Origin of the sequence: Streptomyces sp. NPDC051183 (assembly GCF_040682455.1) — a bacterium.
Taxonomy (GTDB): domain Bacteria; phylum Actinomycetota; class Actinomycetes; order Streptomycetales; family Streptomycetaceae; genus Streptomyces.
Genome location: NZ_JBFBBA010000052.1, coordinates 20,549 through 44,180, shown reverse-complemented (window position 1 = coordinate 44,180; position 23,632 = coordinate 20,549). Strand labels below are relative to the sequence as shown.

General features: G+C 68.4%; 21 protein-coding genes and 4 pseudogenes. 11 read left to right on the top strand and 14 right to left on the bottom strand.

Annotation, left to right across the window (positions count from 1 at the left end; all coding sequences use genetic code 11):
- Nucleotides 1–128, top strand: a pseudogene (locus AB0M99_RS32800) (DUF4331 family protein); the annotation flags it as partial.
- A gap of 358 nt (nt 129–486) precedes the next feature.
- On the opposite strand, the gene AB0M99_RS32795 reads toward AB0M99_RS32800, so the two are convergent.
- On the bottom strand, nt 487–2,577 hold the full coding sequence (locus AB0M99_RS32795) for a PKD domain-containing protein (RefSeq protein WP_365926969.1): 2,091 nt from the start codon (nt 2,575–2,577) through the stop codon (nt 487–489).
- 135 nt (nt 2,578–2,712) lie between these two features.
- Here AB0M99_RS32795 and AB0M99_RS32790 point away from each other — a divergent pair, with 135 nt between their 5' ends.
- On the top strand, nt 2,713–3,678 hold the full coding sequence (locus AB0M99_RS32790; RefSeq protein WP_365926967.1) for a helix-turn-helix domain-containing protein: 966 nt from the start codon (nt 2,713–2,715) through the stop codon (nt 3,676–3,678).
- A 149-nt stretch (nt 3,679–3,827) separates the two neighbouring features.
- On the opposite strand, the gene AB0M99_RS32785 is transcribed toward AB0M99_RS32790, so the two are convergent.
- The 3 genes and pseudogenes from AB0M99_RS32785 to AB0M99_RS32775 form a co-directional block, all read right to left on the bottom strand.
- Complete coding sequence (locus tag AB0M99_RS32785) at nt 3,828–4,124, bottom strand: integrase core domain-containing protein (protein WP_365926965.1); 297 nt, start codon at nt 4,122–4,124, stop codon at nt 3,828–3,830.
- Nucleotides 4,125–4,207: 83 nt separating this feature from the next.
- A pseudogene (locus AB0M99_RS32780) lies at nt 4,208–4,747 on the bottom strand (IS3 family transposase); the annotation flags it as partial.
- Nucleotides 4,744–5,061, bottom strand: a complete 318-nt coding sequence (locus tag AB0M99_RS32775) for a transposase (RefSeq protein ID WP_365926963.1) — start codon at nt 5,059–5,061, stop codon at nt 4,744–4,746. The gene AB0M99_RS32775 and the pseudogene AB0M99_RS32780, both read right to left, overlap by 4 nt.
- A gap of 74 nt (nt 5,062–5,135) precedes the next feature.
- Here AB0M99_RS32775 and AB0M99_RS32770 point away from each other — a divergent pair.
- Nucleotides 5,136–5,366 (top strand): annotated as a pseudogene (locus AB0M99_RS32770) (ISKra4 family transposase); the annotation flags it as partial.
- Here AB0M99_RS32770 and AB0M99_RS32765 read toward each other — a convergent pair.
- Nucleotides 5,348–6,136: a transposase gene (locus AB0M99_RS32765; RefSeq protein ID WP_365926961.1), complete on the bottom strand. Its 789-nt coding sequence runs from the start codon at nt 6,134–6,136 to the stop codon at nt 5,348–5,350. The pseudogene AB0M99_RS32770 and the gene AB0M99_RS32765 overlap by 19 nt on opposite strands.
- Before the next feature lie 119 nt (nt 6,137–6,255).
- On the opposite strand from AB0M99_RS32765, the gene AB0M99_RS32760 reads away from it, so the two are divergent.
- Nucleotides 6,256–8,166, top strand: coding sequence for an oleate hydratase (locus AB0M99_RS32760; protein WP_365926959.1), 1,911 nt, complete (start codon nt 6,256–6,258; stop codon nt 8,164–8,166).
- Between the two features lie 256 nt (nt 8,167–8,422).
- Here AB0M99_RS32760 and AB0M99_RS32755 read toward each other — a convergent pair whose 3' ends face one another.
- The 4 genes from AB0M99_RS32755 to AB0M99_RS32740 form a co-directional block, all read right to left on the bottom strand.
- A complete protein-coding gene (locus AB0M99_RS32755; RefSeq protein ID WP_365926957.1) occupies nt 8,423–8,566 on the bottom strand; it encodes a hypothetical protein in 144 nt (47 codons plus the stop codon).
- Complete coding sequence (locus AB0M99_RS32750) at nt 8,551–9,156, bottom strand: transposase (protein ID WP_365926955.1); 606 nt, start codon at nt 9,154–9,156, stop codon at nt 8,551–8,553. The genes AB0M99_RS32755 and AB0M99_RS32750 overlap by 16 nt, the downstream gene beginning before the upstream one ends.
- 117 nt (nt 9,157–9,273) lie before the next feature.
- Nucleotides 9,274–9,438 (bottom strand): hypothetical protein, encoded by a 165-nt coding sequence (locus AB0M99_RS32745; protein WP_365926953.1) that lies wholly within the window; start codon nt 9,436–9,438, stop codon nt 9,274–9,276.
- A gap of 414 nt (nt 9,439–9,852) precedes the next feature.
- The gene (locus AB0M99_RS32740; RefSeq protein WP_365926951.1) at nt 9,853–9,999 is read right to left on the bottom strand and encodes a hypothetical protein; all 147 of its coding nucleotides are present in this window, start codon (nt 9,997–9,999) and stop codon (nt 9,853–9,855) included.
- Between the two features lie 119 nt (nt 10,000–10,118).
- Here AB0M99_RS32740 and AB0M99_RS32735 point away from each other — a divergent pair.
- Nucleotides 10,119–11,008, top strand: a pseudogene (locus tag AB0M99_RS32735) (MFS transporter); the annotation flags it as partial.
- Here the strand turns inward: AB0M99_RS32735 and AB0M99_RS32730 are convergent.
- On the bottom strand, nt 10,951–11,376 hold the full coding sequence (locus tag AB0M99_RS32730; RefSeq protein ID WP_365926977.1) for a hypothetical protein: 426 nt from the start codon (nt 11,374–11,376) through the stop codon (nt 10,951–10,953). The pseudogene AB0M99_RS32735 and the gene AB0M99_RS32730 sit on opposite strands and share 58 nt — an antisense overlap.
- Between AB0M99_RS32730 and AB0M99_RS32725 the strand changes: the two genes are divergently transcribed.
- A complete protein-coding gene (locus tag AB0M99_RS32725) occupies nt 11,342–11,641 on the top strand; it encodes a group II intron maturase-specific domain-containing protein (protein WP_365926975.1) in 300 nt (99 codons plus the stop codon). The two genes, AB0M99_RS32730 and AB0M99_RS32725, sit on opposite strands and share 35 nt — an antisense overlap.
- 303 nt (nt 11,642–11,944) lie before the next feature.
- Nucleotides 11,945–12,547: a hypothetical protein gene (locus AB0M99_RS32720; RefSeq protein WP_365926949.1), complete on the top strand. Its 603-nt coding sequence runs from the start codon at nt 11,945–11,947 to the stop codon at nt 12,545–12,547.
- Between the two features lie 53 nt (nt 12,548–12,600).
- Here AB0M99_RS32720 and AB0M99_RS32715 read toward each other — a convergent pair whose 3' ends face one another.
- Entirely contained in the window at nt 12,601–14,424 is a 1,824-nt protein-coding gene (locus AB0M99_RS32715; RefSeq protein ID WP_365926947.1) for a transcriptional regulator, read from the bottom strand.
- Between the two features lie 207 nt (nt 14,425–14,631).
- Nucleotides 14,632–16,701 (bottom strand): S8 family serine peptidase, encoded by a 2,070-nt coding sequence (locus tag AB0M99_RS32710; RefSeq protein WP_365926945.1) that lies wholly within the window; start codon nt 16,699–16,701, stop codon nt 14,632–14,634.
- A gap of 417 nt (nt 16,702–17,118) precedes the next feature.
- Between AB0M99_RS32710 and AB0M99_RS32705 the strand changes: the two genes are divergently transcribed.
- Both AB0M99_RS32705 and AB0M99_RS32700 read left to right on the top strand, forming a co-directional pair.
- Nucleotides 17,119–18,408, top strand: coding sequence for a tetratricopeptide repeat protein (locus AB0M99_RS32705; protein ID WP_365926943.1), 1,290 nt, complete (start codon nt 17,119–17,121; stop codon nt 18,406–18,408).
- Between the two features lie 409 nt (nt 18,409–18,817).
- Nucleotides 18,818–19,213, top strand: coding sequence for a peptidoglycan-binding domain-containing protein (locus AB0M99_RS32700; protein WP_365926941.1), 396 nt, complete (start codon nt 18,818–18,820; stop codon nt 19,211–19,213).
- Between the two features lie 445 nt (nt 19,214–19,658).
- On the opposite strand, the gene AB0M99_RS32695 is transcribed toward AB0M99_RS32700, so the two are convergent.
- Both AB0M99_RS32695 and AB0M99_RS32690 read right to left on the bottom strand, forming a co-directional pair.
- Nucleotides 19,659–20,048 carry a hypothetical protein gene (locus tag AB0M99_RS32695; RefSeq protein WP_365926939.1) on the bottom strand — a complete coding sequence of 130 codons (390 nt, stop codon included), beginning with the start codon at nt 20,046–20,048 and terminating at the stop codon, nt 19,659–19,661.
- Between the two features lie 8 nt (nt 20,049–20,056).
- Complete coding sequence (locus tag AB0M99_RS32690; RefSeq protein ID WP_365926937.1) at nt 20,057–20,347, bottom strand: transposase; 291 nt, start codon at nt 20,345–20,347, stop codon at nt 20,057–20,059.
- 457 nt (nt 20,348–20,804) lie between these two features.
- Here AB0M99_RS32690 and AB0M99_RS32685 point away from each other — a divergent pair, with 457 nt between their 5' ends.
- Entirely contained in the window at nt 20,805–22,007 is a 1,203-nt protein-coding gene (locus AB0M99_RS32685) for a S8 family peptidase (RefSeq protein WP_365926935.1), read from the top strand.
- 188 nt (nt 22,008–22,195) lie between these two features.
- Nucleotides 22,196–23,533 carry a M14 family metallopeptidase gene (locus AB0M99_RS32680; protein ID WP_365926933.1) on the top strand — a complete coding sequence of 446 codons (1,338 nt, stop codon included), beginning with the start codon at nt 22,196–22,198 and terminating at the stop codon, nt 23,531–23,533.
- The last annotated feature ends 99 nt before the right edge of the window (nt 23,534–23,632 follow it).

The following is a 23,632-nucleotide window of genomic DNA, read 5'->3' as shown; positions in this document are numbered from 1 at the left end:
GGGTCAGTTCCGCCTCCAGCCACCGCGAGGCACCACTGATCGCGGGCGACCCGCGCGCGGACAACACCGACGTGTACGCGTTCACCAGCCCCGACAAGACGGACACCGTCACGATGGTGGCGAACTGGCGATCAACTCTGCGACAGACACCCAGCATGATCACGAATCACCAAGATCCACATGGGGTCTTTCACCAAACTCGCGCCAGAGCCAGCACTACTACACGGCCGTTGACAGTACAGACCCCCGCCGCCTCGACCGTGCGCGTGATGACGGACTTCTCCTGCAACGGGACTCCCGGTGATCACCTTGCCTCGACAACAAGTTGATCTATCAGGACGTCCCGTTGCGTCATTCACCCGGGCTTGACCTGCGACTCAAGACTCAAACGCAACGGGGTTGAGTCGCTCATTTATTCGAAGACCCGGCATTGCTGCGTGGGCCCGGCGCGCCTGGCGGCGGCCGAGCCCACAGGAAGGGGCAGGACTACGGGACGGTGACGTTCTTGGTGACCGAGGCGCTGGTGCCTTCGTCGTCGGTGACGGTGAGTTTGACGGTGTAGGTGCCGGCGGCGGGCCACCGGTGGTTCTTGATGACGCCAGTGCCGGTGGTGCCGTCACCGAAGTCCCAGACGTAGGTGAAGGTGGTGTAGAGGCCGCCGTCGGGGTCGCGGGTGCCGTATCCGTCGACGAAGCAGCTGTGGGAGGCGTCGTAGCAGGAGCTCACGGTGATCACCGGGACCGGCAGTTGATTGGCGGGCAGGGTGATGGTTTTGCTGATGGACGCGGTTTTGCCCTGGTTGTCGGTGACGGTGAGTTTGACGATGTAGGTGCCGCCACCAGGGTTGGGATAGCGGTGGGTGATCGTATTGCCGGTGCCGGTGGTGCCGTCACCAAACGTCCACGTGTAGCTGCTGATCGAACCGCCCGGATCGGTGGAGTCAGACGCGTCGAAGGCACAGGTGGTGGGGCTGGAGCAGCTGTTGGTGAAGGCCGCGACCGGGGGCGGGTTGCCGACCGCGATCTGCTCGCTGGTGGCGGCGGTCTTTCCGGAGTTGTCGGTGACGGTCAGTTTGACCGTGTAGGCCTTGTCCGGGGCGTAGGTGTGGGAAACGGTCTTGCCAGTGCCGGTGGTGCCGTCACCGAACGTCCACGCGTATGAGGTGATCGTGCCATCGGGGTCCGAGGAACTGGAGGCGTCGAAGCTGCAGGTGTTGCCTGAGCAGCTGGCGGTGAGAATGGCCCGAGGGGCGCCGGGGTCGAGTGGGGCGTTGACGTCCAGTAGCGGTTCTTTGACTCCGTCGCCAGACTGGTCGGTCCAGTTGAGATTCCCGGCGTCGGTGATCTTCTGCCGGATCGCCAGCGCGCCTGATTTGGTGGTGGGTTTGTTCGCTCCGGCGGTGTAGTAGCCGGCGACCCCGGCCACGTGCGGGGCCGCCATCGAGGTGCCCGAGGCCAGCGCGTAGCCGGACGGGTCCCAGATGCATGGTGAGCATGGCGGCTGCGCCCTCAGCGCGGTGGACAGGATGCACACCCCGGGCGCGGCCACGTCGATGGTGGTGCCGAAGTTGGAGAAGGTCGCGAGCCGGTCGTCGCCTTCGCTGGTGCGGCAGGCCGGCGCCCCGCCGGTGCCGCCGGGTTTGCCGTCCGAATCGGACAGCGCCGACACGGTGATCACGTCGGGGTGGTTGGCGGGGAAGGAGGTGGAGGCGTTCTTGGCACTGTTTCCGGCGGCGACGGCGAACACGATGCCCTTGCTGACAGCGTTGGTGATCGCGGTTGATGTGGCACTGTCGGTGCAACCGTCACAGCCCAGGCTCATGTTGACGACCTCGATGTCACCGGCCCGTGCGGTGACCCAGTCGATGCCGGCCATGATCCCGGAGAAGCTGCCCCCACCGTTGGAGCCCATCACCTTGACCGACCAGACCCGCGCGCCCGGCGCGGCTCCGGCCACGCCGACACCGTTATCGATTGCCGCGGCGATGCCAGCCACATGCGTGCCGTGCCCGTTGTCATCGACACCGGAGTTGTCGACACAGCTGGTCTTGTTAGCGCAGTCAACCCGCCGCACCACGTTTAGATCCGGGTGCGTCGAATCGGAGCCGGTGTCGAGGATGGCTATGTCCACATCGACGCGCTGGTCATCGACCCCGTCGATGACCAGATCCGGGTTCTGGTCGGCGAAGATCCGCTTAACCCCGGTCGGGGTGGTCTGCGCCGCCGCACTGGGGCTACCGGCGGCCGCGGTCGCGCCCGAGGCGCCGGTGATGTAGGCTATCTGGTCCCGTTCGACCGAGACGACACCGGGCGTGCGCCGCAGCGCCGCCGCGGCGCTTTCCGGCATCCGGGCCGAGTAACCCTTGAGCGCGTGCCGGTACACATGCCCGACATTGGTCTTGAACTGCCGCGCTTGCACGGCGGCCACGCCCGCCGGGTCGTCGACCGAACCGGCCAGCACCACGATGTAGTCGCCCTGAACACCGGCGAACGGCGGCGGCGCAGCCGACGCCGCACCAGCGGCGAGCATCCACGCCGTAGCCAACGCCACGACTCCCGCTAACACTCGGCGTTTCATGTCGCTCCTCCGTCACTGAGGGATATTGATGCAGCACGCTAGCCCCGCTCGCCCGTAGGCTGAAGGTCTGAAAACCGACGAACGTCGGTAACCAGACGATGCTTGCGACGCCAGACCCGGCTAGGCTCAGCACGTATGGAGGGGCTACTCGAACCGGTGGGGCTCGACGATGTAGATGGCGCCGTCTACCTGCAGGTGGTGACATGCCCACGCGCCACAGCCACCGAGCTCGCCGCCCGGCTGCATCTGACGCCCGCGCGGCTGCGCAAACCCCTGGGACGCCTGGTCGACGCCGGGCTGATCACCCGGCTGACCGGCAGCCCAACCCGGTACATACCCGCCCCACCCGAAGTAGCCATCGACGCGCTGGCCACCCGCAGAGAAGAGGCTTTGAGGACGCTGCGGATCCAGGCGAGAGGGCTTGCCCAGCAGATGGAAGGCGCTCCCAGAGGCCGAGGCTCAGACATGATCGAGATCGTGGACGGGGAGCAAGCCATCGTGGATCACGTTGTCGCCATCCAGCTCGCCGCCCGCGAAGAAGTCCTCATCGTGGATTGCCCGCCCTACCTGTACGACGGGGCCACCGGCAACCCTCAGGAAACCCAAACCATGCGCCGTGGCGTGTGCTATCGGGCCGTCTACCACGCACCCCGCCTCGAGGAACCCGACCGTGTGCGTGACCTACGCGTCAACATCGCCTCCGGTGAGCAGGCCCGCGTGCTGCCCTCAGTCCAGATGAAAATGCTGATAGCCGACCGGCAGACCGCAGTCATCCCGATCAGCTTCCAGGCCGTACAACTGCACAGCGTGATCCTGGTCCACCCATCACCTTTGCTCGACGCGCTGGTGATCGCGTTTGAATCCCTGTGGGACCGGGCGATACCCCTCGACGGCAACCAGCCAGAGGATACTGGCCCCACCGATGCCGACCGGGAAATGCTCACCATGCTCGCCGCCGGAATGAAAGATCGCACGGTCGCACGCGCGCTGGGCATCACCGAACGCAGCGTCACCCGCCGCGTCAGCCACCTGCTACGCACCCTCGGCGCCGAAACCCGCTTCCAAGCCGCGCTCCAGGCCTCCAAACGAGGCTGGCTCTAGGTGGCTGGTGTGAGCTTGACTCTGGTCCGAAAATAGAGGATGAGGCCAGTTCAGCGAGTTGACTGGTGGGGTGGTTTCATGCGGCTTCGATGGGGTCGAACCGGACGGTGTAGCCGAGTGTCAATCCCCTCTAACCGTGGAGTCGTCCGCTATGCGGCCTGGGCCTCCTGATGGGCCTCGGCTCGTGCTTTGCTGATGATCCGTTCGAACTCCACCGGCGGCAGGCCGCCGGCCGCACTGTGCCGACGGCGGGTGTTGTAGAAGTCGGTGATCCAGGTGGCGATCCTGATGCGGGCCTCGGTCCGGGTGGCGAAGCGGTGCCGGTGGATGTACTCGACCTTGATCGTGGAGTGGAACGACTCGGCGGCGGCGTTGTCCAGTGCCGACCCGACGCGCCCCATGGACTGCACCACGCCCAGTCGGTCGCACAGGTCGTTGTAGGCCACGCTGGTGTATTCGGTGAGTTCAACCGGTCGCTGTGGAAGATCACGCCGTCCACGTCGCCGCCTCGGGTGGCTACCGCCATCCTGAGGGAGGCGCTGACCAGGGCGGTGTCGTGGTGGGCGCCCATCGCGTAGCCGAGCAGTCGGCGTGAGAAGAGGTCGATGACCGTGGCGAGGTAGAGCTTGCCCTCGCCGGTGTCGATCTCTGTCATGTCGCCGACCCACAGCACGTTGGGTGAGATGGCGTCGAAACGGCGAAGTACCAGGTCACGTGCCGCTTTGCACTTGCCCTGCCGGGTCAGTGACCGACGGCGGCGCGGGGGCTTGCGGCCCTGGAGACCAAGCTCGGACATGATCTTGGCAACGGTGTTCTCGGAGACCTGCCAGCCCTCCGCCCACAGATCGAGCGTGATCCTGGGCGAGCCGTAGGTGTTGCCGGAGGCCGCGAAGAAGTGACGGATCCGCTCGGCCAGCTCAGCCCGCCTGACCTCGCGTTTCGTAGGCTCGGCCGGTCGGCGGCGCCACTTGTAGAACCACGACCCGGACACCCCCAGGGCCCGGCAGGCGACCGTGTGCGGGACACCGTGTTCGGTCCTCTGGTCGACGATGAAGGCCGCAACCGTCACTTCATCGCCTCCTTCACCCACAGGACCACCGATCGCTTGAGGACATCACGCTCCATCCCGAGCTCCGCGATCTCCTTGCGCTGCCGGGCGTTCTCCTCGCGCAGCCGGCGCAGCTCGTCGCGCTCGGACTCGCTCAGACCCCCGGCCGCCTCCGCGTCCGCCCGGGCACGGGCACGATGGACCCAGTTCTGCAGCGTGCTCGCCTGCACACCCAGGTCCCGCGCGACCTCCGCGGCCGACTTCCCGGTCTCCGCCACGATCCGTACCGCCCCCGCGCGGAACTCCGCATCGTACGAGCGCCTCTTCCCCGCCATGACCCTCAACTTCCCCTCTGGTCACGACTCCACGCTACGAGGGGAATGTCAGCTACGACCTCGCCCTCGCGTTGGGCTGGCCGATCGCCACCGGCGTCATCGAAGGCTGCTGCCGCTACCTGATCAAAGACCGGCTCGACATCACCGGTGCGAGATGGAGCCTGACCGGCGCCGAAGCCGTCCTCCTCCTACGCGCCGTCATCGACAACGGAGACTTCGAGACCTACTGGGCCTACCACGGCCAGCGTGAGCACGACCGCCAGCACACCGCCCGCTACCAGCAGAACTACACCATCGCGGCCTGATCAAGACGGCACAGCTCCCTCAAGCAGAAACGCACCCTGGCGAGCATGTCGGCGAAGGACGGGTCGGTCTTGGTGGTGTACCAGGGGGCCCGTGCGCGGTGGTCGGCGGCGTCGCTGGGATGGTGGCCGTGCAACGCGTACCAGACGACGGTGATCGAGTAGCAGTACAGGCCGAACGGGACGGTGCGGCGGACCGCGTTCTCGGAGCGGTTGCGGGCCTGTCCGACGCCGAGCAGTGTGCGGGCCTCGGCGAAGGTGGTCTCGATGGACCACCGCCAGGCGTATCGGGTGACCAGCGCCGCGGCCGGGGTGGCGAGGTCGGTGGTGACCAGGGCCAGGCCGTAGCCGTTGGTGGTGTCCTGGTCGCGGATCAGGATGACGCGGACGGTCTGGGTGTGGAAGGAGCCGTACCAAAGGCAGCGGACCTCGGCGATGTGGACCTGGTCGGTGCGGCCGTACCGGGCGACGCGCGTGGTGGTGAACGTGGCGGTCGCCGCGAGTTCGGCGGGCGTGCCCAGCCTGTCGCCCTTGAGGCGGGGTCGGCCGCGCTTGTTGGTCGGCGGCGGCGCGAGGTCGAACAGCACGGCGCCGGCCGGGAGCCGGGTGGTGAGGGTGATCGCCTCGGGCAGGTGGCGCAGGGCCCTGCCGTGGTAGGCGGCGTCCGCCACCACGTGCAGGAGCCGGTTCAGGCATACGGCCAGCAGCCGGATCATCGACGCGGCGAGTTCTTCCTTCGACGGTCCGGTCTTCGGCCGCCACAGCCGGGCCATTGCCGGCAGGCACACCGGGCGGGTGAGGAACGGCGGTAACGGTCCCTCGCGGGGCCCGGTGCGAGCCGCCGGACGGCACGTGCGGCCATCTGGGGCGCGGCCTTCGGGCGGAGAACTCGATGCCGCCCAAGGCCCGCGCGCCCGGGGCTTCGCACCGGCCCCGCACTGGGTATGACCGCCCGTCAGTCGAGTCGGTGCTGCCACGGCAGCACGCGGCGCGATACGGTCAAGGGCAAACAGGACGAAAGGCTCGCGCTGACATGTACTACAGCAGCGGAAACTACGAGGCGTTCGCCCGGCCGCGCAAGCCCGCCGGGGTGGACGGCAAGACCGCATGGCTCGTCGGCTCCGGGCTGGCATCGCTGGCGTCGGCCGCGTTCCTTGTCCGGGATGGCCAGATGCCCGGCGCGAACATCACCGTCCTGGAGCGCCTGAAACTGCCCGGCGGCGCTCTCGACGGCATCAAGGAGCCGGAGAAGGGCTTTGTCATCCGCGGCGGCCGGGAGATGGAGGACCACTTCGAGTGCCTGTGGGACCTGTTCCGGTCGATCCCTTCCATCGAGATCGAGGGCGCCAGCGTTCTGGACGAGTTCTATTGGCTCAACAAGGACGACCCCAACTTCTCGCTGCAACGCGTCACCGAGCGCCAGGGACAGGACGCCCACACCGCGGGCCTGTTCGCCCTGAGCAAGCGGGCCCAGAAGGACATGATCAAAGTCTTCCTCGCGACCCGCGAGGAAATGGAGAACAAGCGCATCGACGAGGCGTTCGGCGAGGACTTCCTCAAGAGCAACTTCTGGCTGTACTGGCGGACCATGTTCGCGTTCGAGGAGTGGCACAGCGCTCTGGAGATGAAGCTGTACCTGCATCGTTTCATCCACCACATCGGGGGGCTGCCCGATCTGTCCACACTCAAGTTCACCAAGTACAACCAGTACGAATCACTCGTGCTGCCGCTGCGCGCGTGGCTGCTCGACCAGGGCGTCACCTTCCGCTTCGACACCGAGGTCACCGACATCGACTTCGCCATCACCGCCGACCGTAAGCAGGCCACCCGCATCCACTGGGTGAGTGACGGCGCCACGGGCGGCGTCGATCTCGGCCCGGACGACCTGGTACTGGCCACCATCGGCTCGCTGACCGAGAACTCCGACAACGGAGACCACCACACCCCGGCCAGGCTCAACGAAGGGCCGGCGCCCGCGTGGGAGCTGTGGCGCAGGATCGCGGCCAAGGACCCGTCGTTCGGGCGCCCCGACATGTTCGGCGCGCACATTCCGCAGACCAAGTGGGAATCGGCCACCGTCACCACTTTGGACCCGCGCATCCCGGCATACATCCAGCGGATCTGTAAACGCGATCCGTTCAGCGGCAAAGTCGTCACCGGCGGTATCGTCACGGCCAGAGATTCCCGTTGGCTGCTGAGCTGGACGGTCAACCGGCAGCCGCACTTCAAGCAGCAGCCCAAGGATCAGATCGTCGTCTGGCTCTACTCCCTCTTTGTCGACGTACCCGGCGACTACATCGCCAAGCCGATGCAGGAATGCACCGGCGAGGAAATCGTCCAGGAATGGCTGTACCACCTGGGCGTGCCCGCGGCCGAGATCCCGGAACTGGCAGCCCGCGCCGCCAGGTGCGTGCCGGTCATGATGCCCTACGTCACCTCGTTCTTCATGCCCCGCCAAGCCGGTGACCGGCCCGACGTGGTCCCCGCGGGCTCGGTCAACTTCGCCTTCATCGGCCAGTTCGCCGAGACCACCCGCGACTGCATCTTCACCACCGAGTACTCGGTGCGCACCGGCATGGAGGCCGCCTACCAGCTGCTGGGCGTCGAACGGGGCGTCCCGGAGGTGTTCGGCTCCACCTACGACCTGCGCAAGCTGCTGAACGCCACGATCTGCCTGCGCGACGGGGAGGGGCTGGACCTTCCCGGCCCGGCGATCTTGCGCCGCCTCCTGCTGGAGAAACTGGACACCACCGAGATCGGCGCACTGCTCAAGGAGTTCCACCTCATCTCCGACGAAGACTGACGCACACGGCACCGCGGCCGACCGCGTGCGCCGACGGCGCCCCGCGCCTCTCCCCTGACTTCACGGTCCGGCACGAGGAGACATCCCCGTCAGACCCCGAATCCGCAGGTAGCGGCCGACGGTCGGTCAGATTCAGCTCTGGCTCGCCGTCGGTGTTGATCCACAGCGTGCGGGCAGGATGGTGGCCCGGCTGTCGTGCCGGGTGGACGGCCATCCAGGGCGGTGGGGGGTGGTCGGGCCCGGGGCGGGCGGTCTGTCAGTCGGTCAGCAGGGGTCTGGCTGCGCGGATCCGGGCCAGGGTGGTGGCGATCAACTCGCGTGCGGCGGGCGCGAAGCGGAGTCGGTGGCGGCGGGCGGTGACCACCAGGCGGGCCGCGCGGGCGATCAGCAGGCGGCGCACGGTGGCGATGCGGCGGCGAGCGCCGATGGGGGCGAGCATCTGCAGCCAGGCGGAGAGGTTATAGGACAGCAGCGCGCCTCGGTGCGCTGGTAGCGCGTGACCTGGACGGCCCGGAAGACGGCGGTGGCGGCCAACTGGGCCGCGGTGCCCAGGCGCTCGCCCTTGAGCGCGGGTCGGCCGCGGCGGCCGGTGCGCGGCGGGGCGAGGTCGAACAGCACCGCCGACGCGGGCAGCCGGGTGGTGAAGGTGCAGGTGGCGGGCAAGTCGCGCAGCGCCTTGCCGTGGTAGGCGGCATCCGCGACGACGTGGATGCGCCGGCCGAAGTGGCAGGCGGCCAGGAAACGGATCATGGACGCGGCGAGGTCGACCTTGGACCGCTCCTGCCCCGGACGCCACAGGCGGGCCATCACCGGCAGGCACACCGGCCGTGCCAGGAAGGGAAGTTCGACGACCGGTCCGATCACGACGAAGCAGGTCCCGCGCCCGACCGGTTTGGGGCCCTTGGCCGCGCCGTCGTGCTGCCAGGCCGCCCCGAACACCTTCTTCCCGCGCCGCTTGAACAGCGTGTCGTCCACCGCGACCGTCAGCACCGCCCTCGGGCAGCAGTCGGCGCACGATCAGGTGGGACAGCGAGATGCCCAGGATGTCCGGGTTCCAGGCCGCGCGGGAGAAGAACGCGTGGGCGCGGTCGTGGGACCAGACCCGCGTCAACCCCGCGCCGTGAGCATCCCGGTGACCGTGCACCGGCCAGTCTGCGCGATCAAGCCGGTGACCAGAGCGACGAAGGTGTGGAACGTCGGCGTAGTGAAGTTGCCCCGTACCAACTCCAGCACGGCGAGCAGCGAAGTGGGTACGGTCGGATCCGGAAGCATCGGCGGGTCCCTCCCCGGAGGAGACGTAAGCACCGCCGATGCTTCTTTGCTTCTCCCAGCCCGCGAGGCCCGATGACGCCACATCACCCAGCCGAGCGACCCAGGCGACGATCAACGAAAACGTCGAAAGCCGAGAGCAGGCATGGGCCGCGGCCAGCGCAGCGTGATCGCCCTAACCTGCCAGAACGTCGAAAGTCGAGTCCGCGAAATGTGCAGGCCCATGCGTCCCCTTTGGCCATCTGGTGCGATGTGGTGATTCATCATTCCAGGGCCGCCTGTGTCGGCGGGCGGATTCCCGGCGTCCGGGAACCTCAGTCCCGCCTGATAGGCGATCTTGCCGTGGCTCCGACTCCCTCACAGCAACTGCTAGCCGACGGTATCATCGGCTAGCTCCGTTCTTCGCGGGTAGCTCGTTCAGGTCTCTGGCCGGCGGGGATGTGTGGGTTCCAGGCCGAGGAGGTCGAGGAGATGGAGCTGGACGCCTCGGCTGATGACGATGGTGGGCGGGTCGGTGGCGTGGCCGACCCGCAGCCGCAGGCCGGAGAGGTGGTAGAGGATCATCCGTCCGGTGGGACGGACTCTCTGGTTTCCCGGATGCAGGCCCTGCATCTTCTGATCGCCTCCCAGGGCCCGGCGCTGCATAACGGGCCAAACCGGTACATACCACCTAGTGTGGTGCTGTGTCCGAGCCCACTGAAGTCCTCGCCGCACCCCCGCCACCCCCCGAGGCGCCCCAGCCGCCGGAGATTCCCCCGCCGGTCAGGAGATCCGTCACCGCACGGGCCACCCTGGCCGGCACCGTCGTCTCCCTGCTGCTCATCGCGGCCATCGTGCTGGGCAGCCGGCTGCTGCGCGACTTCGACTCGGCGCTGCTGCCGTACGCCGTCGCCACCGTCTTCCTGGCCTTCGGCGTCGCCTACCGCTACACGGTGTGGGTGTCCGCGCCCGGCGCGCGACGCCTGTTCAAGAAGGGCTTCGGGAGCTTCTTCTCGGCCGCCAACTTCCGCAAGGCGCCCACCGCCCTGCCGAAGATGATCGCCACCTACCTCGGCTTCCAGAAGTTCCTCGGCGCCCGCTCGCGCTCCCGCTGGATCGCCCACCAGCTCATCTTCTGGGCTGCATCCTGGCCGCGGCCATCACCTTCCCGCTGACCTGGGGCTGGTTCACCTTCACCTCGTCCACCGGCTCGGGCCCCGGCTACGAGATGCGCATCTGGGGAGTGAAGATCCTCGGCTTCGACGCGCTCAACGTCCTCGGCTGGCTGATGTTCCACGGCCTGGACATCGCGGCCGTCCTCGTCATCCCCGGCGCCTCGTACTTCCTGTGGCGGCGGATGAAGGACCGCGGGGCCATGACCGGCCAGCGCTTCGCCTACGACCTGCTGCCGCTGATCTGCCTGATCGTCATCTCGGTGACCGGGCTGCTGCTGACGTTCTCGTCGATCTTCCTGCACGGCGGCGGATACGAGTTCCTGGCCGTCCTGCACATGGTGTCGGTGGTGTTCACCCTCATCTACATCCCCTTCGGGAAGTTCTTCCACATCGTCCAGAGCCCGGCCGCCGTCGGCATGATGCCGCTGGCGCCGGCGAGGACGAGATCGCGGGTGACCGGCTGAAGCGGCGCAGGCACGCGGCCGGGGTCAGGCAGGGGCGTGCCGTCGGACTGGAACAGCATCCATGCGGTCCGGCCGGGGTGGCGTGAGGGCAGCAGGGTCAGGGCTGCGCCGTCGGCGAGGGCCTGCTCGAGGAGGCGGTGGGCGGCGAACAGGTCGGCGGGGAGGGCGATCGGCGGCTCCTGGCTCTCTGTCGGCGCGGGCGGTACGGGGAGCGCGGGCTGGGCGGGCGCGGCCGCCGGTTCGATCGCGGCCGAGGGCTCGGCGTCAGCGCCCGAAGCCCTGAAACGGATGGGGCGGGAGGTGCGGTCATGGCGACTGCACACACGCTCCGACCTGTCCTTCGTGCAGCTCGCCCGCAGGGTCAATCCTGTGGTGGCGGGTTGGGTCAACTACTACGGCCGGTTTCGGCCGTGGGAACTGAACCCGGTCTTGAGGCGCATCAACGCCTATCTGGTGCGTTGGATCCGACGGAAATACGAACGGTTGGCGCCGAAGCGCAAGGCCATCGCGAAGTTCCAGGAGATCTCGAAGCGATATCCCGGCATGTTCGCGCACTGGCGAGTGACGATGGCGCTCTGGATGGTCTGATGATCAGGGCGACAAGAGCCTTGTAACGGGAGACTGTTACGCACTCTGTGAGGGCCGGGAGGTGAGATTCCTCCCGGCTACTCGGCACGACCACACGCGGTTCGGCCCGTCGGCGACCAGCTCGGGCTTCTTGCGCGGCGGGTGGGTGGCCTGCCGACCCCGCTGCGGTACTTCCCGCCACGCTGTCCCCGCCCGCCACCACCACAACGGAGGGACAACGTCCGTCCAACGGGCCGCTGTGAGAGTGGCACACGTCGGACATCACGACACACCAGCAACCCGACCCGACTTGGGAGTTTCGACGTGACCGCTCCTCGCCCCGCCTCGCACCGCGCCCTGCTGCGGGCCTCCGTCGCCGCCGCCACCGCCCTCTTGGGGATCACCGTCGGGATGTCCTCGGCGAGCGCCTCAGGCGCCGGCGCCACCGACGTGCCGTTCGCGGCGCAGGCCAAGCAAGCCGGCCTGAATGCCACTCAGGCCAAGGCGCTGCAGACCCGGGTCAACGGCTACCTGGCCCAGACGGGCGGCACCCAGACCGCCGCGAACGAGATCACGTACAGCCCCGCGGCCGGCGGCGGCACCCTCACCCTCACCCTCCCCGGCGAGAAGAAGGCCCGCAGCCTCAACCCGACCGCGACCCTGGGCGGCGACTGCGCGTACTACTGGTTCTGCGCTTTCGCGGAGTCGGGCTATAACGGCGACTCCCGCAAGGCCGAGAAGTGCAACACCAACACGTTCATCCCCTGGACCACGACGAACGGGTCCTGGATCAACAACCAGACTGCTGGCACCCGCGCCAAGTTCAAGAACTCCGGCTACGGCATCATCGGCTACTCGGCCGGCGCGTACGCCGCCCAGTCCTACGGAGTCAACTGGACCTCGGTCTACTACATCGACCCCTGCTGATCGCCGGCCGAAGCATCTGATCACCTGGCGACGGTCCGCCGGGGCGGGAGTGTTCAATGATCGGCGGATCCGATGATCATTGAACACTCCCGGGCGAACAGCCGGAACAGCCCCTCCGCACGGTAGCGGCCCGGCTCCTCACTCTCGATGAGATGTACGTCGGCCAGCGCCTCCAACAGAATCTCTGCCCCCCGGTCCGTCAGCCCAGCCGACCCGGCGGCCTGACGGACATCGACCAGTCCGCTCGCCCCGACCATCGAGAACATCTGCCACAGCCGGGCAAGGCTGCCCGGGCCCTGGCGCCTGCTCACAGCCCGGCAGGCGGCGAGCAGCGCGGACCGAACCGATCTCTCGCCGTCGTCGAGCTCGTGCAGCCGCCGCTGCGGATCGCTCAGCCGCCTTGCGAACTCGGCGGCGGACCAGTGTGGTCGGGCCAGCATCCTGGCGGCCAGTACGGAGAGGGCCAGCGGCAGTCCGCCGCACAACCCTGCCAGGTTGGCCGCCACCGCCGGGTCGGCCAGGATCCTGCCATCCGGTACCGCGCGTGCGAGCAGGGCCACTGAATCGTCGAGGCCCAGAGGAGCCAGCTGGATCCGGTGGTCCACCGTGAGCACGGTGGGAGGGGACCAGGAGGTGGTCAGCACCGCGGCGGGCCCGGCGGGAATTAGGCTGGCCACACTGGCCGCGTGGTCGGCACCATCCAGGACCAACAGGATCCGCCGCTCTGCGGTGGCGGTACGGAAGGCGGCCGCGCGCTCCTCCGTACCCAGCCGTTCCGCGGGTACGCCCAGTGCCCATAGCAGCCTGCCGAGCAGCTGGCCGGGCCGGGTACCGGTGTCCAGCCGTACGTAGCACTGCCCGTCCGGGTAGGTGTCGGCCAGGCGATGGGCGACATGTACGGCGAGTGCCGTCTTGCCGACGCCGGGCGGGCCGCAGATGGCGCCGATTCCCCCGTCCGCCAGGGCACTCACCAGCGCCGTGGTCTCGGCAGCCCGCCCGATGAGACTGGCGAGGTCGCGGGGCAGCTCGCTGGGCGGCGCGGCGAACGGGCATGAAGGCACGGCCGCAGCAGGCGGTACCCGCCGTCCGGGCGGGCCGGCGGTGGAATGGAGGGCGGTGGGAGACACCTGTACACCGGAGCGGAGTTCCGGCGCCTGGGACAGGATCAGGACCTCCGTCCTGCGCAGTTCCGGACCGGGGTCGATGCCCAGCTCGTCCGCGAGCAGCCGACGGCCCTCCTGGTAGACCTGCAGGGCCTCTGCCTGCCGTCCCGCGAGATAGAGCGCCCGCATCAGCAGCGCGCGGGGGCCTTCCCGCAGCGGATGCCCGGTGACGAGCCGTTGAAGCAGGGCGATCGCGTACTCGGTCCGGGCGAGCGCGAGGTCGGCCTCTGCGCGTAACTCCATGGCCGACAGCCGCAGCGCCTCCAGGCTGGCTGCCTTCTCGCGCAGCACCTTGAGGTCGAGGTCCCCATAGGCGGGACCGCGCCACAGCCTCTCCGCGGCCTCGAGCGCATCTGCGCAGCGCCTGGGGTCGCCCGCCTCAAAGAAGACGCGGGCTTTCGCGTAAAGGGACTGGAACCGTTCGGCGTCGACCTCGCCGGGGGCGGTAACCAGCCTGTACCCGCAGTCCACTCGCACTACCCGGTCCTCGGCGCCCAGCGTCCTGCGCAGCTTGTGGACGTGCCAGCGGACCATCTGGCTGACCGAGGAGGGCGGTGGGGATGCCCACAATGCCTCGATCAGCTTTTCGGCCGGGGTCGCGGCCCCAGGACGGGCGAGCAGCACGGCCAGGAGCGCCCGCTGTTTCGCTCCCTGTAACGGCAGTTCGGCGCCCTCGTCTTCGACGCGGACGGTACCGAGCACACTGAAGCGCACGCGACCCCCCATGCAAGTCCTTGCTCCCGCGATACGGCACTCGCAGCGCCGAGGATAGACTGATAGCTGTCCCGTGAGTTGCACCGCTCATGCGACCCGGCCTCAGTGATGGACGGCGCAGAAGGCCCGGGCCCGGAGATGGGGCAGAACCGGCCTCTGCGACTGGTTCGGTCGCAGAGGCCGGCTACCGCTGTTGGCGGATGGATGTCAGAACTGCAGGTTCCAGGCGTCCAGGTAGCCGGAGTCGCCGCCGTACCAGTCGGTGAGCTTCAGCTTCCAGGTGCCGTTGGCGGCCTCCGAGGAGGCGTTGACGGTGTAGGTGGCGAGGATGTTGTCCGCGCTGTCCCAGCCGTCGAGGTTCTTGAGCCGGTAGGAGGTGCCGCCGGGGGCGATGAGGTCGATGATGACATCGCCGCGATAGGTGTGCTTGATGTCGACGGAGACTTTGAGGGCGGCGGGCGCGTTGCCGCTCATGCCGGTGACGGTGATGGAGCTGGTGACGTTGCCGGGGTCGGGGATGTTGAGGTTGGCGGTGTTCTCGAAGTAGCCCCCGCCCCCAGTGCTGTTGACGGTCCAGGTGAAGGACTTGCTGTCGGTGGGGCCGGTGCTGTCCGTGGCGGTGATGGTGGCGGTGCTGGTGCCGGCGGTGGTCGGGGTGCCGGAGATCAGGCCGGTGGAGCTGGTGACGGTCAGTCCGGCGGGGAGGCCGGTGGCGCTGTAGGAGAGGGTGCCGCCCGCGGTGGTGGTGGCCTGGATTTGAAGGCTTGCGGCAGTGCCGACGGTGCTGGTCTGGTTGCCGGGGTTGGTGACCGTTACTCCGCTTGCGGGAGTACCGGCGATCGCGCGGGCGGTCTTGTCCGCGTCGGCGAGTCCTGCGCCGCAGCCGCCCGTGCAGGTGCCGGGCAGGGGCCGGGTGTTGGCCTTCATGGTGGATTCGACCTCGGCCGGGGTCATGTTCTTCTCGCCGAGCATGAGGGCGGCGAGTCCGGCGGCGTGCGGGGAGGCCATGCTGGTGCCGCGGTAGAAGGCGTAGGACTCGGCCTGCGGTCCCTGGGCGCCGCTGTTGAGGGTGGACAGGATGCGGCCCGGGTCGTCGGCGGCGCTGCCGTCCCCGCCCGGCGCGGTGACGTCGATCTTGGCGCCGAAGTTCGAGTAGGAGGCGCGGTTGCCGGCCCGGTCCGAGGCGGCGACCGAGATCACGTTGTTGCAGCTGGCCGGGGTGAAGCCGGAGACGTCCTTGTTGGAGTTGCCCGCCGCGACAACCACGGAGGTGCCGCGCGAGACGGCGCTGCTGATGGCGTTCTGGGTGGTGGTGTCGCAGGCCGCTTCGCCGCCGAGGCTCATGTTGATGACCTTGGCGGGGGTGGCGTTGGCGGGCACCCCGCTGACGGTGCCGCCGGAGGCCCAGATGATGGCGTCGGCGATGTCCGCGGCGGTGGCGCCGCAGCGGCCGAGGACCCGGACGGGCTGGATCTTGGCGTTGTAGGCGATTCCGGCGACGCCCTTGCCGTTGCCGGTGACGGCAGCGATGGTGCCGGCGACGTGGGTACCGTGCCACGAGGAGTTGCGGGCGCTGCCGAAGAGGCAGTCGCCGGAGGCGGACCAGTCGCCAGGGTCGGAGGCGTCGGCGTCGCGGCCGTCGCCGTCGTGGGCGTTGTTGGCGTCGGAGATGAAGTCGTAGCCGGCGACCACGTTGGCGGCGAGGTCGGAGTGGGCGACGTAGCCGGTGTCGATCACGGCGACGGTGACCCCGCTGCCGCGCTTGGTCGCGACATCCCAGGCGGTGTCCACCTTCATGCCGGCCGCGGCCTCGTGGAAGTCCCACTGCTCGCTGAAGCGGGTGTCATTCGGGGTGGAGAAGGCCTGCATGACCGTGTTCGGCTCGACGAACGCGACATCGCCGCGCGCCGCGAACCGTTCCATCAGACGCTGGGCGTGCTCCGGGCTGAGTGTGCCCGGAGTCTTGACCAGCACTCCGCCGGTGGCCAGCCGCCGCTGGAGCGCGGCCTGCCGCTTGTCTGCCTTGGCGACAGCCGCGATGGCCTTTGCGGCCTCGGTATCGGAGCCGGCGGCAGCGGTGCCCTTGCGGAAACCGACGATGAATCCGTCGTAGGTTCCGGCGGCGGGTACGACGGGGACCTGGGCCTGGGCAGGTGCCCGGCCGGGTGTGGCGGCAGCCGGTGTGGCCTGTGCGCCGAGCAGTGCGGCGGTGGCCACGGCGCTGGCGGTGATGGCGATGGATATCCGGCCGCGCTTGCGGCCGAGGGCGGATCGCATGTGGCTCCTCGTGGGTACGGGCAGACCCGCGTCGCGCCGCTCTCGCCCGGGCACCCAGGAACGCGAGGCGGCGAGCGAAGGTGTGTGGCGGCACGGGCTGCTGATCTGGACGTGCACAGGGGCGAGGCAACGGCGACCCTCCGCCCGGGGAGGGCTGCGGATGGGGCGCGCGGTCCGGACTTGCACCCCCCACGGGCGTACCGGACCTCAGTAACCACATATCGCGCCCATGCTGTAAACAGACGTTACGATCGCCGTTACCTCGCTGGGGCCGAGTCTGGGGTCGGCCCTCGGAGAACGTCAAGTGGATGAACGCAAGCTGCTTCTAGGGGAGTTGGAGCAGCTCGGTGCCAGGCGCCGCAAACCGGGATCAATGGAGGGCCTACAGTGACGGGCATGTCCGAAGATGTGTTTCCCGTGGGTACTGACGCTGCCGGGATCGGTTCACGGATCCTGCGTCTGCGCACCCAGCGGTGCGCTACCCAGGCTCACCTGGCAGGGGATCTGTTCACCCGCGCCTACGTGTCGTCGATCGAGGGAGGCAAGCGCACCCCGTCCGCACGCGCGACCTCTCACTTCGCCGAGCGCCTCGGCGTCACCATGGAGGACCTCTGCTATCCGTACGAGCCCGGCCGGCGCAAGGCTCTGCGCAACACCCTCACGGAAGCCCGCCTCGCGCTGTCCCGGGGAGAAGTGACGCAGGCGACCGAGGCGTACCAGGAGGTGGCCACCACCGCCGAGTTCCACGACGATCCGGAGCTGAACGCCGCGGGCCACTGCGGGCTGGGACTGGTGGCCCGGCACCAGGGAGACCCCGCCCGCGCCCTGACGCTGTTCACCCGGGCCGAAGAACTATTGGCCGCACAACCCCTGAACGTCCGGCTGCACGCCGTGATCGGGCGGATGGGAGCCTTCTTCGCCCGCGGTACGATCACCGACGCGCTCACGCTGGCGGAGGAACAGCTGCGCACAGCCCAGCGGACCGGACAGACTGCTGCGGAGTTCGCCCTGCGCGCGGCGACCGTCCTGCCACTGGTGGAACGCGGCGACATCGACCAAGCCGCCGCCTGTGCCGACGCCGCTCTGGCGATCGCCCCGCAGGTGAAGGATGCCGAGATCCTCGCGCAGGGCTACTACCACATCAACCGCGTACTGGTGGCCCAGGCGCGCTATCAGGAAGCGGAACAGGTCCTGACCCGGGCGGTGGCCCTGTACGAGCACTTGGGGCTGCGCACCGAGGTCGGCATGTGCCACTTCGCCCAGGGGTACCTGTCGGCGCGCCGGGGCAACCTCCGGCAGGCCGAGGAGCGTCTGCGCCATGCCGCAGCCGGCTTCTCGCAAACGCGCGCGCTGCCCCGCCAGGTCAACGCCACCTCGGAACTCGCCGAAGTCCTGCGCCGGATGGGGCGCACCGAGGAAGCCGGCGCCTTGGTGGAGGAGTGCCGCGAACTCTCCCTTTCCTGCCACGACCCGGAGCAGGCCGCGGAGCTGGACCGCATCGGCGCGCACATCGCGGTGGACAGCGGTGACGAATCCGGTGCGGAGGCACTCTTCGAGTCGGCGATCGACCGCTACCAGACGGTCGGCGCCACGCTCGAAATCGCGACGACCTGCAGGCTCCTCGGTGACCAGCTGATCCAGTGGGGACGTACCGACGCAGCCGTGGCCGTCTACCGCCGCGGGCTGATGGCACTGGAAAAGCCATAACCCCAAACTCCCCCAGATCTGCACCAGTCGGCCGGAATCCGCGCATTGCTACTCCTCGCCTGCCGTTGTCTTGACGCACCCCCCGTGCGGACGGCACACTTCCATCCGGCGAGGTAACACCATCAGATACTTCTGTTGACAGTCATGGCGCACCTTTGGTCCTGCATGCCGCTGCCGTTCCCAGGGGCGAGGCTCGACCCTCGGGCGTCACGGTAGCGGGGGGCAACAGGCTTTCTCGGTCGGCTGTTACCTCGCCAGCCCCATCAAGCGCCTTGCACCGTGCCCCACACCGCACCCCGCCCTGCGCACCGACGCCACCGTCTACGGCCAGGTCAAGTCCTTCGTGGCTGAGCCGTCTGATCCGAACGACTGCTGTACATCACCTGACCCCTATCCGAAGGGATTTCACATGCGCAAGAGAGCCACCACTCTCGCCGCGGCGCTCATCACCGGAGGCCTGCTGGGAATCGTCCCCCTGAGCACGGCCCACGCCGCCACGCCGACCTGTGACTGGGTCGCCTCGTACGCCGGAGCCTGGGTACCGATGTACAAGGCCAGCAACACCGTGGACTGCAACATGGTCCGCGGCACCAACAGCCCCGCCGTCCAGAAACTCCAACACTCGATGAACCTGTGCTACGGCGAAAACCTCGTCGAGGACGGCGACTTCGGCGGGAAGACCCGAGACGCTCTGATCCGCACACAGCGCAAGGCGGGAACCGCCGCAGACGGCGAGTACGGACCCAACACCCGCAAAGCGATGTACCACCAGGCCATCAACGGGGGTTGCATACGGGTGCCATAGCCCAGCCTCGCTGTCTCCTCCTGCGTCCCAGAGGAGACAGCGAGCATCTACGCACGAGCGGACCTCGCTGAGCTCATCCAGGTGTCCTCAGACTCACAGAGCCTCCGCGAGCTTGAAGTCGCGGGTCAAAGGGCTGGTGTGCTGGTCTGTCGGGGTGTTCACGCGGGTCGTGGGCGGCAGTCTGCGGAGAAGATCGTCCGTCAGCGCGGTCGGCGCGAAGGGAAAGCGTCGCCCGCGCAGGACCACAAGGCGGCTTCCCTGCCCCGGCCTGGTGAGGTTCTGTGCTTTGGCCCGCGCTCGGAACTCATCCGCGAGATCCCTGTGATCGCCGTAGACGACGTCGGCCGCAGTCCGCGATCGGTGATAGGTGCAGATCTTCTGAGGGTTAATCAGAGTTCCGCAACCAGCGCGTTCGTCGTTGCCCCGTGATCGGGGAGGACCCGCGTTATGGCCTTTCACGCGGGAATAGCCGAGCCGCAGTCTCGGGCTTCGCTGACCAGCGCGGTGCCGACTGCGCGAAGTGGCCGTCGCGTAGCGACCGAAGCGTGAAAGTGCAGGTCAGCCAGGATGGACAGGCACCCTCAAAGGATCTGCACCCAAACCGGATCATGGATGCGGCCAGTTCGACCTTGGTCTGCTCGCCTTTGGGTCGGTGCAGCCGGGCGGCCACCGGCAGGCACACCGGCCGGGGCAGGAACGGCAGGTCCACGACCAGGCCCAGGACGACGAAGCAGGTGCCGTAACCGATCCCGTCGCGGCCGGCGGCGGAGCCGTCGTGCTGCCAGGCGGCGCCGAAGACCTTCTTCCCCCGCCGTTTGAACAGTGTGTCGTCCACCGCCACCGTCAATCGGGCGCCGTCAGGCACCAGCGCGCGCACACCAGGTGGGACAGCGACGCGCCGAGCGTATGCGGGTCCCAGCTCGCGCGGGCGAAGAAGGCGTGGACCCGGTCGTGAGACCAGTGCCGCGTCAAGTTCGCGCCCAGCAGCATCCCGGTGACCGTTCCCCGGCCGGTGTTCGAGATCAGCCCGGTGACCAGCGCGGCGAACGTGGAGAAGGTCGGACAGGTGAAGCAGTAGCGCAAAGCGCCCAGCACCGCGAGCAGCGAGGCGGGTACGGTCGGATCCGGAAGCATCGGCGGGTCCCTCACAGCAGGCGACACAAGCACCGCCGATGCTTCCTTCGCGTCGTCTCCCGGCCGGGCCAACGGCCACAGGTCACCCGTGTGAGCTACCTATCTGACAGTTGGCCAGAACGACGAAAGTCGAGAGGGCTGGAGATCATCGAAAACAGCTGATCGCCAAGATCCACGCTAACTCTCCATATCCCTTGTCCCACAGGGTACTTGACGCTCTGTTCGAGCGGGCCGCAGACTGCACGGAAGCGGGGTAACACGCTCCGGAACTTCTGTTGACGGATGCGTCGCGCCTGGGCGGACTCCAGCGCCTGACGTCGCCCCATGCGGCCCCGTGCACCACCTGACCCACCGCACAGCGCGCGAACCGTGCACTTCTCCCTACCCAGGAGCGAGTCGCGGGCGCGCGGTCCGTACGTACCGCGATCCGGTCTACGAAAGGTCTGGTGCCCCACCCATGCGACCCCTCACACGCCGCCTGAGTGCCCTCGCCCCCGCAGTCCTTCTGGTGGCCGGCGTTCAGTTCGCCGGCTTCCCGGCGCACGGCGCCACCCCGTCCGCCGACGTCCGCCTCGCGGCGTCCGGAACAGGGATAACCGACAGCTGGATCGTCACCCTCAAGAACGGCACCGCTTCGACCGGCTCGGTCGCGCAGCAGCTCGCGCAGCGCGGCAACGGCCGGCTGGCCCATGTGTACCGCAGCGCCTTGAACGGCTTCTCGGTGAAGATGACGGAATCCCAGGCCCGTCGGCTGGCCGCGGACCCGCGCGTCGCCCTGGTCGAGCAGGACTCGGTGGTCGCCGTCACCGACACCCAGCCCAACGCCACGTGGGGCATCGACCGGGTGGACCAGAGGAACCTGCCGCTGAGCGGCACGTACACCTACAACACCACCGCCTCCAACGTGAGCGTCTACGTCATCGACACCGGGGTGCGTGCCTCGCACGGCGAGTTCGGCGGCCGGGCCTCCATCGGCACCGACACCGTCGGCGACGGCCAGAACGGCAACGACTGCAACGGCCACGGCACCCACGTCGCCGGCACCGCCGCCGGGTCCACCTACGGGGTCGCCAAGGGCGCGAGGATCGTCGCTGTCCGGGTCCTCAACTGCGACGGCTCCGGCTCCACCTCGGGCGTGATCGCCGGCGTCGACTGGGTCACCAGCAACGCCGTCAAGCCGGCTGTCGCCAACATGAGTCTGGGCGGCAGTGCCAGCACATCCCTCGACGATGCCGTGAAGAGGTCGATCGCCTCCGGCGTGAGCTACGCCCTGGCCGCCGGCAACGGCAACTTCCTCGGCCAGCCCCAGAACGCGTGCAACTCCTCTCCGGCCAGGGTCCCCGAGGCCATCACCGTGGGTGCCACGGACAGCTCCGACAAGCGCGCCTCGTTCTCCAACTACGGCACCTGCCTGGACTTGTTCGCCCCGGGTGTGAGCATCACCTCCGCCTGGAAGGACAGCGACTCCGCCACCAAGTCCATCAGCGGCACGTCCATGGCCTCGCCGCACACGGCGGGCGCCGCGGCCCTGTACCTGGCGGCCAACCCGGGCGCCACGCCCGCGCAGGTCCGTGACGCCCTGGTGAACAACGCGACCAGCGGCAAGGTCCAGGACCCCAAGACCGGCTCCCCGAACAAGCTCCTCTACACGCTCTTCTGACCGTCGTCGCACGGAACGTGGGGGCTGGCCCGGCGACCGACCGGCTCCGGTGGGCGCTTCGGCGCCCGCCGGGGCCGGGCCGGGCGGATCACCGTCGCCGGCCGTCACGTCAGCTCTCCCGTCCGCGCCCGTCTCGCCACCGCTCCAGGCATCCCCCCCATTACCCCCGCTTCTGACCAGGAGTCTCCATGCGACTTCGCACCCGCCGCAGCCGCACCGCCACCCTCGCGGCCGTGATGGCACTGGCCCTCGCGGCCCCGCTGACCGCGTCCGCTACCGCGTCCCCACCGCCGAGGCCTTCCACCGCGACCCTCGATGAGGACATCCGCCAGTACGAGATCCAAGGGCCCGCCACCGTGGCCGAGCGCACCGCACTCGCCGCCACCGGCGTCTCGATCGACGAGGTCCACGCCCGCTCGGTGATCGTCAGCGCCGACCGGATCGAGGCAGCGAAACTCCGCGCGCTCGGTTACCGGCTCCAGGAGCTGGCCGTCCCCGAGGCACACGCGCACGACGAGGGGGTGGGGGCGATGGACTTCCCGTCCGCCGACTCGAAGTACCACAACTACGCCGAGATGATGGCCGAGATCGACCAGCGCATCGCGGCCTATCCGAACATCATGCGCAAGCAGGTGATCGGCAAGTCCTATGAGGGCAGGGATATCGTCGCCATCAAGGTCAGCGACAACGTGGGCACGGACGAGAACGAGCCGGAGGTGCTCTTCACCCACCACCAGCACGCCCGCGAGCATCTCACCGTGGAGATGGCCCTGTACCTGCTGCGCGAGTTCGGCGAGGACTACGCGACCGACTCCCGCATCGCGAATGCCGTCAACAGCCGCGAGATCTGGATCATCCCGGACCTCAACCCGGACGGTGGCGAATACGACATCTCCACGGGCAACTACAAGAACTGGCGCAAGAACCGGCAGCCCAACACCGGTTCCTCGTACGTCGGTACGGACATGAACCGCAACTGGGACTACAAGTGGGGCTGCTGCGGCGGCTCCTCCGGCAGCACCAGTTCCGACACCTACCGTGGCAAGAACCCCGAATCCGCTCCCGAGGTCAAGGTCGTCGCGGACTTCGTCCGCAGCCGCGTCGTCGGCGGCAAGCAGCAGATCAGGACCGGCATCGACTTCCACACCTACAGCGAACTCGTGCTGTGGCCGTTCGGCTACACCACCGCGGACACGGCTGCGGGCATGACCCAGGACGACCGCGACGCCTTCGCCACCGTCGGCCAGAAGATGGCCGCCAGCAACGGCTACAAGCCGGAGCAGTCCAGCGACCTCTACATCACCGACGGGTCGATCGACGACTACCTCTGGGGCTCGCAGAAGATCTTCGGTTACACCTTCGAGATGTACCCGAAGAGTGCATTCAGCGGAGGCTTCTACCCGCCGGACGAGGTTATCGAGAGCGAGACCAGCCGTAACCGGGACGCCGTCCTGCAGCTGATCGAGAACTCGGACTGCATGTACCGCTCCATCGGCAAGGAAGCCCAGTACTGCCCGGCTTCCTGAACGGCCGGTAACCATCTGACCTCCGGTGCCGCGGATCCCTCCCCCGCCCGCGGCACCGGACCTCCATCACCTCTCGCCCGGCCCCGCACTCACCTGCCC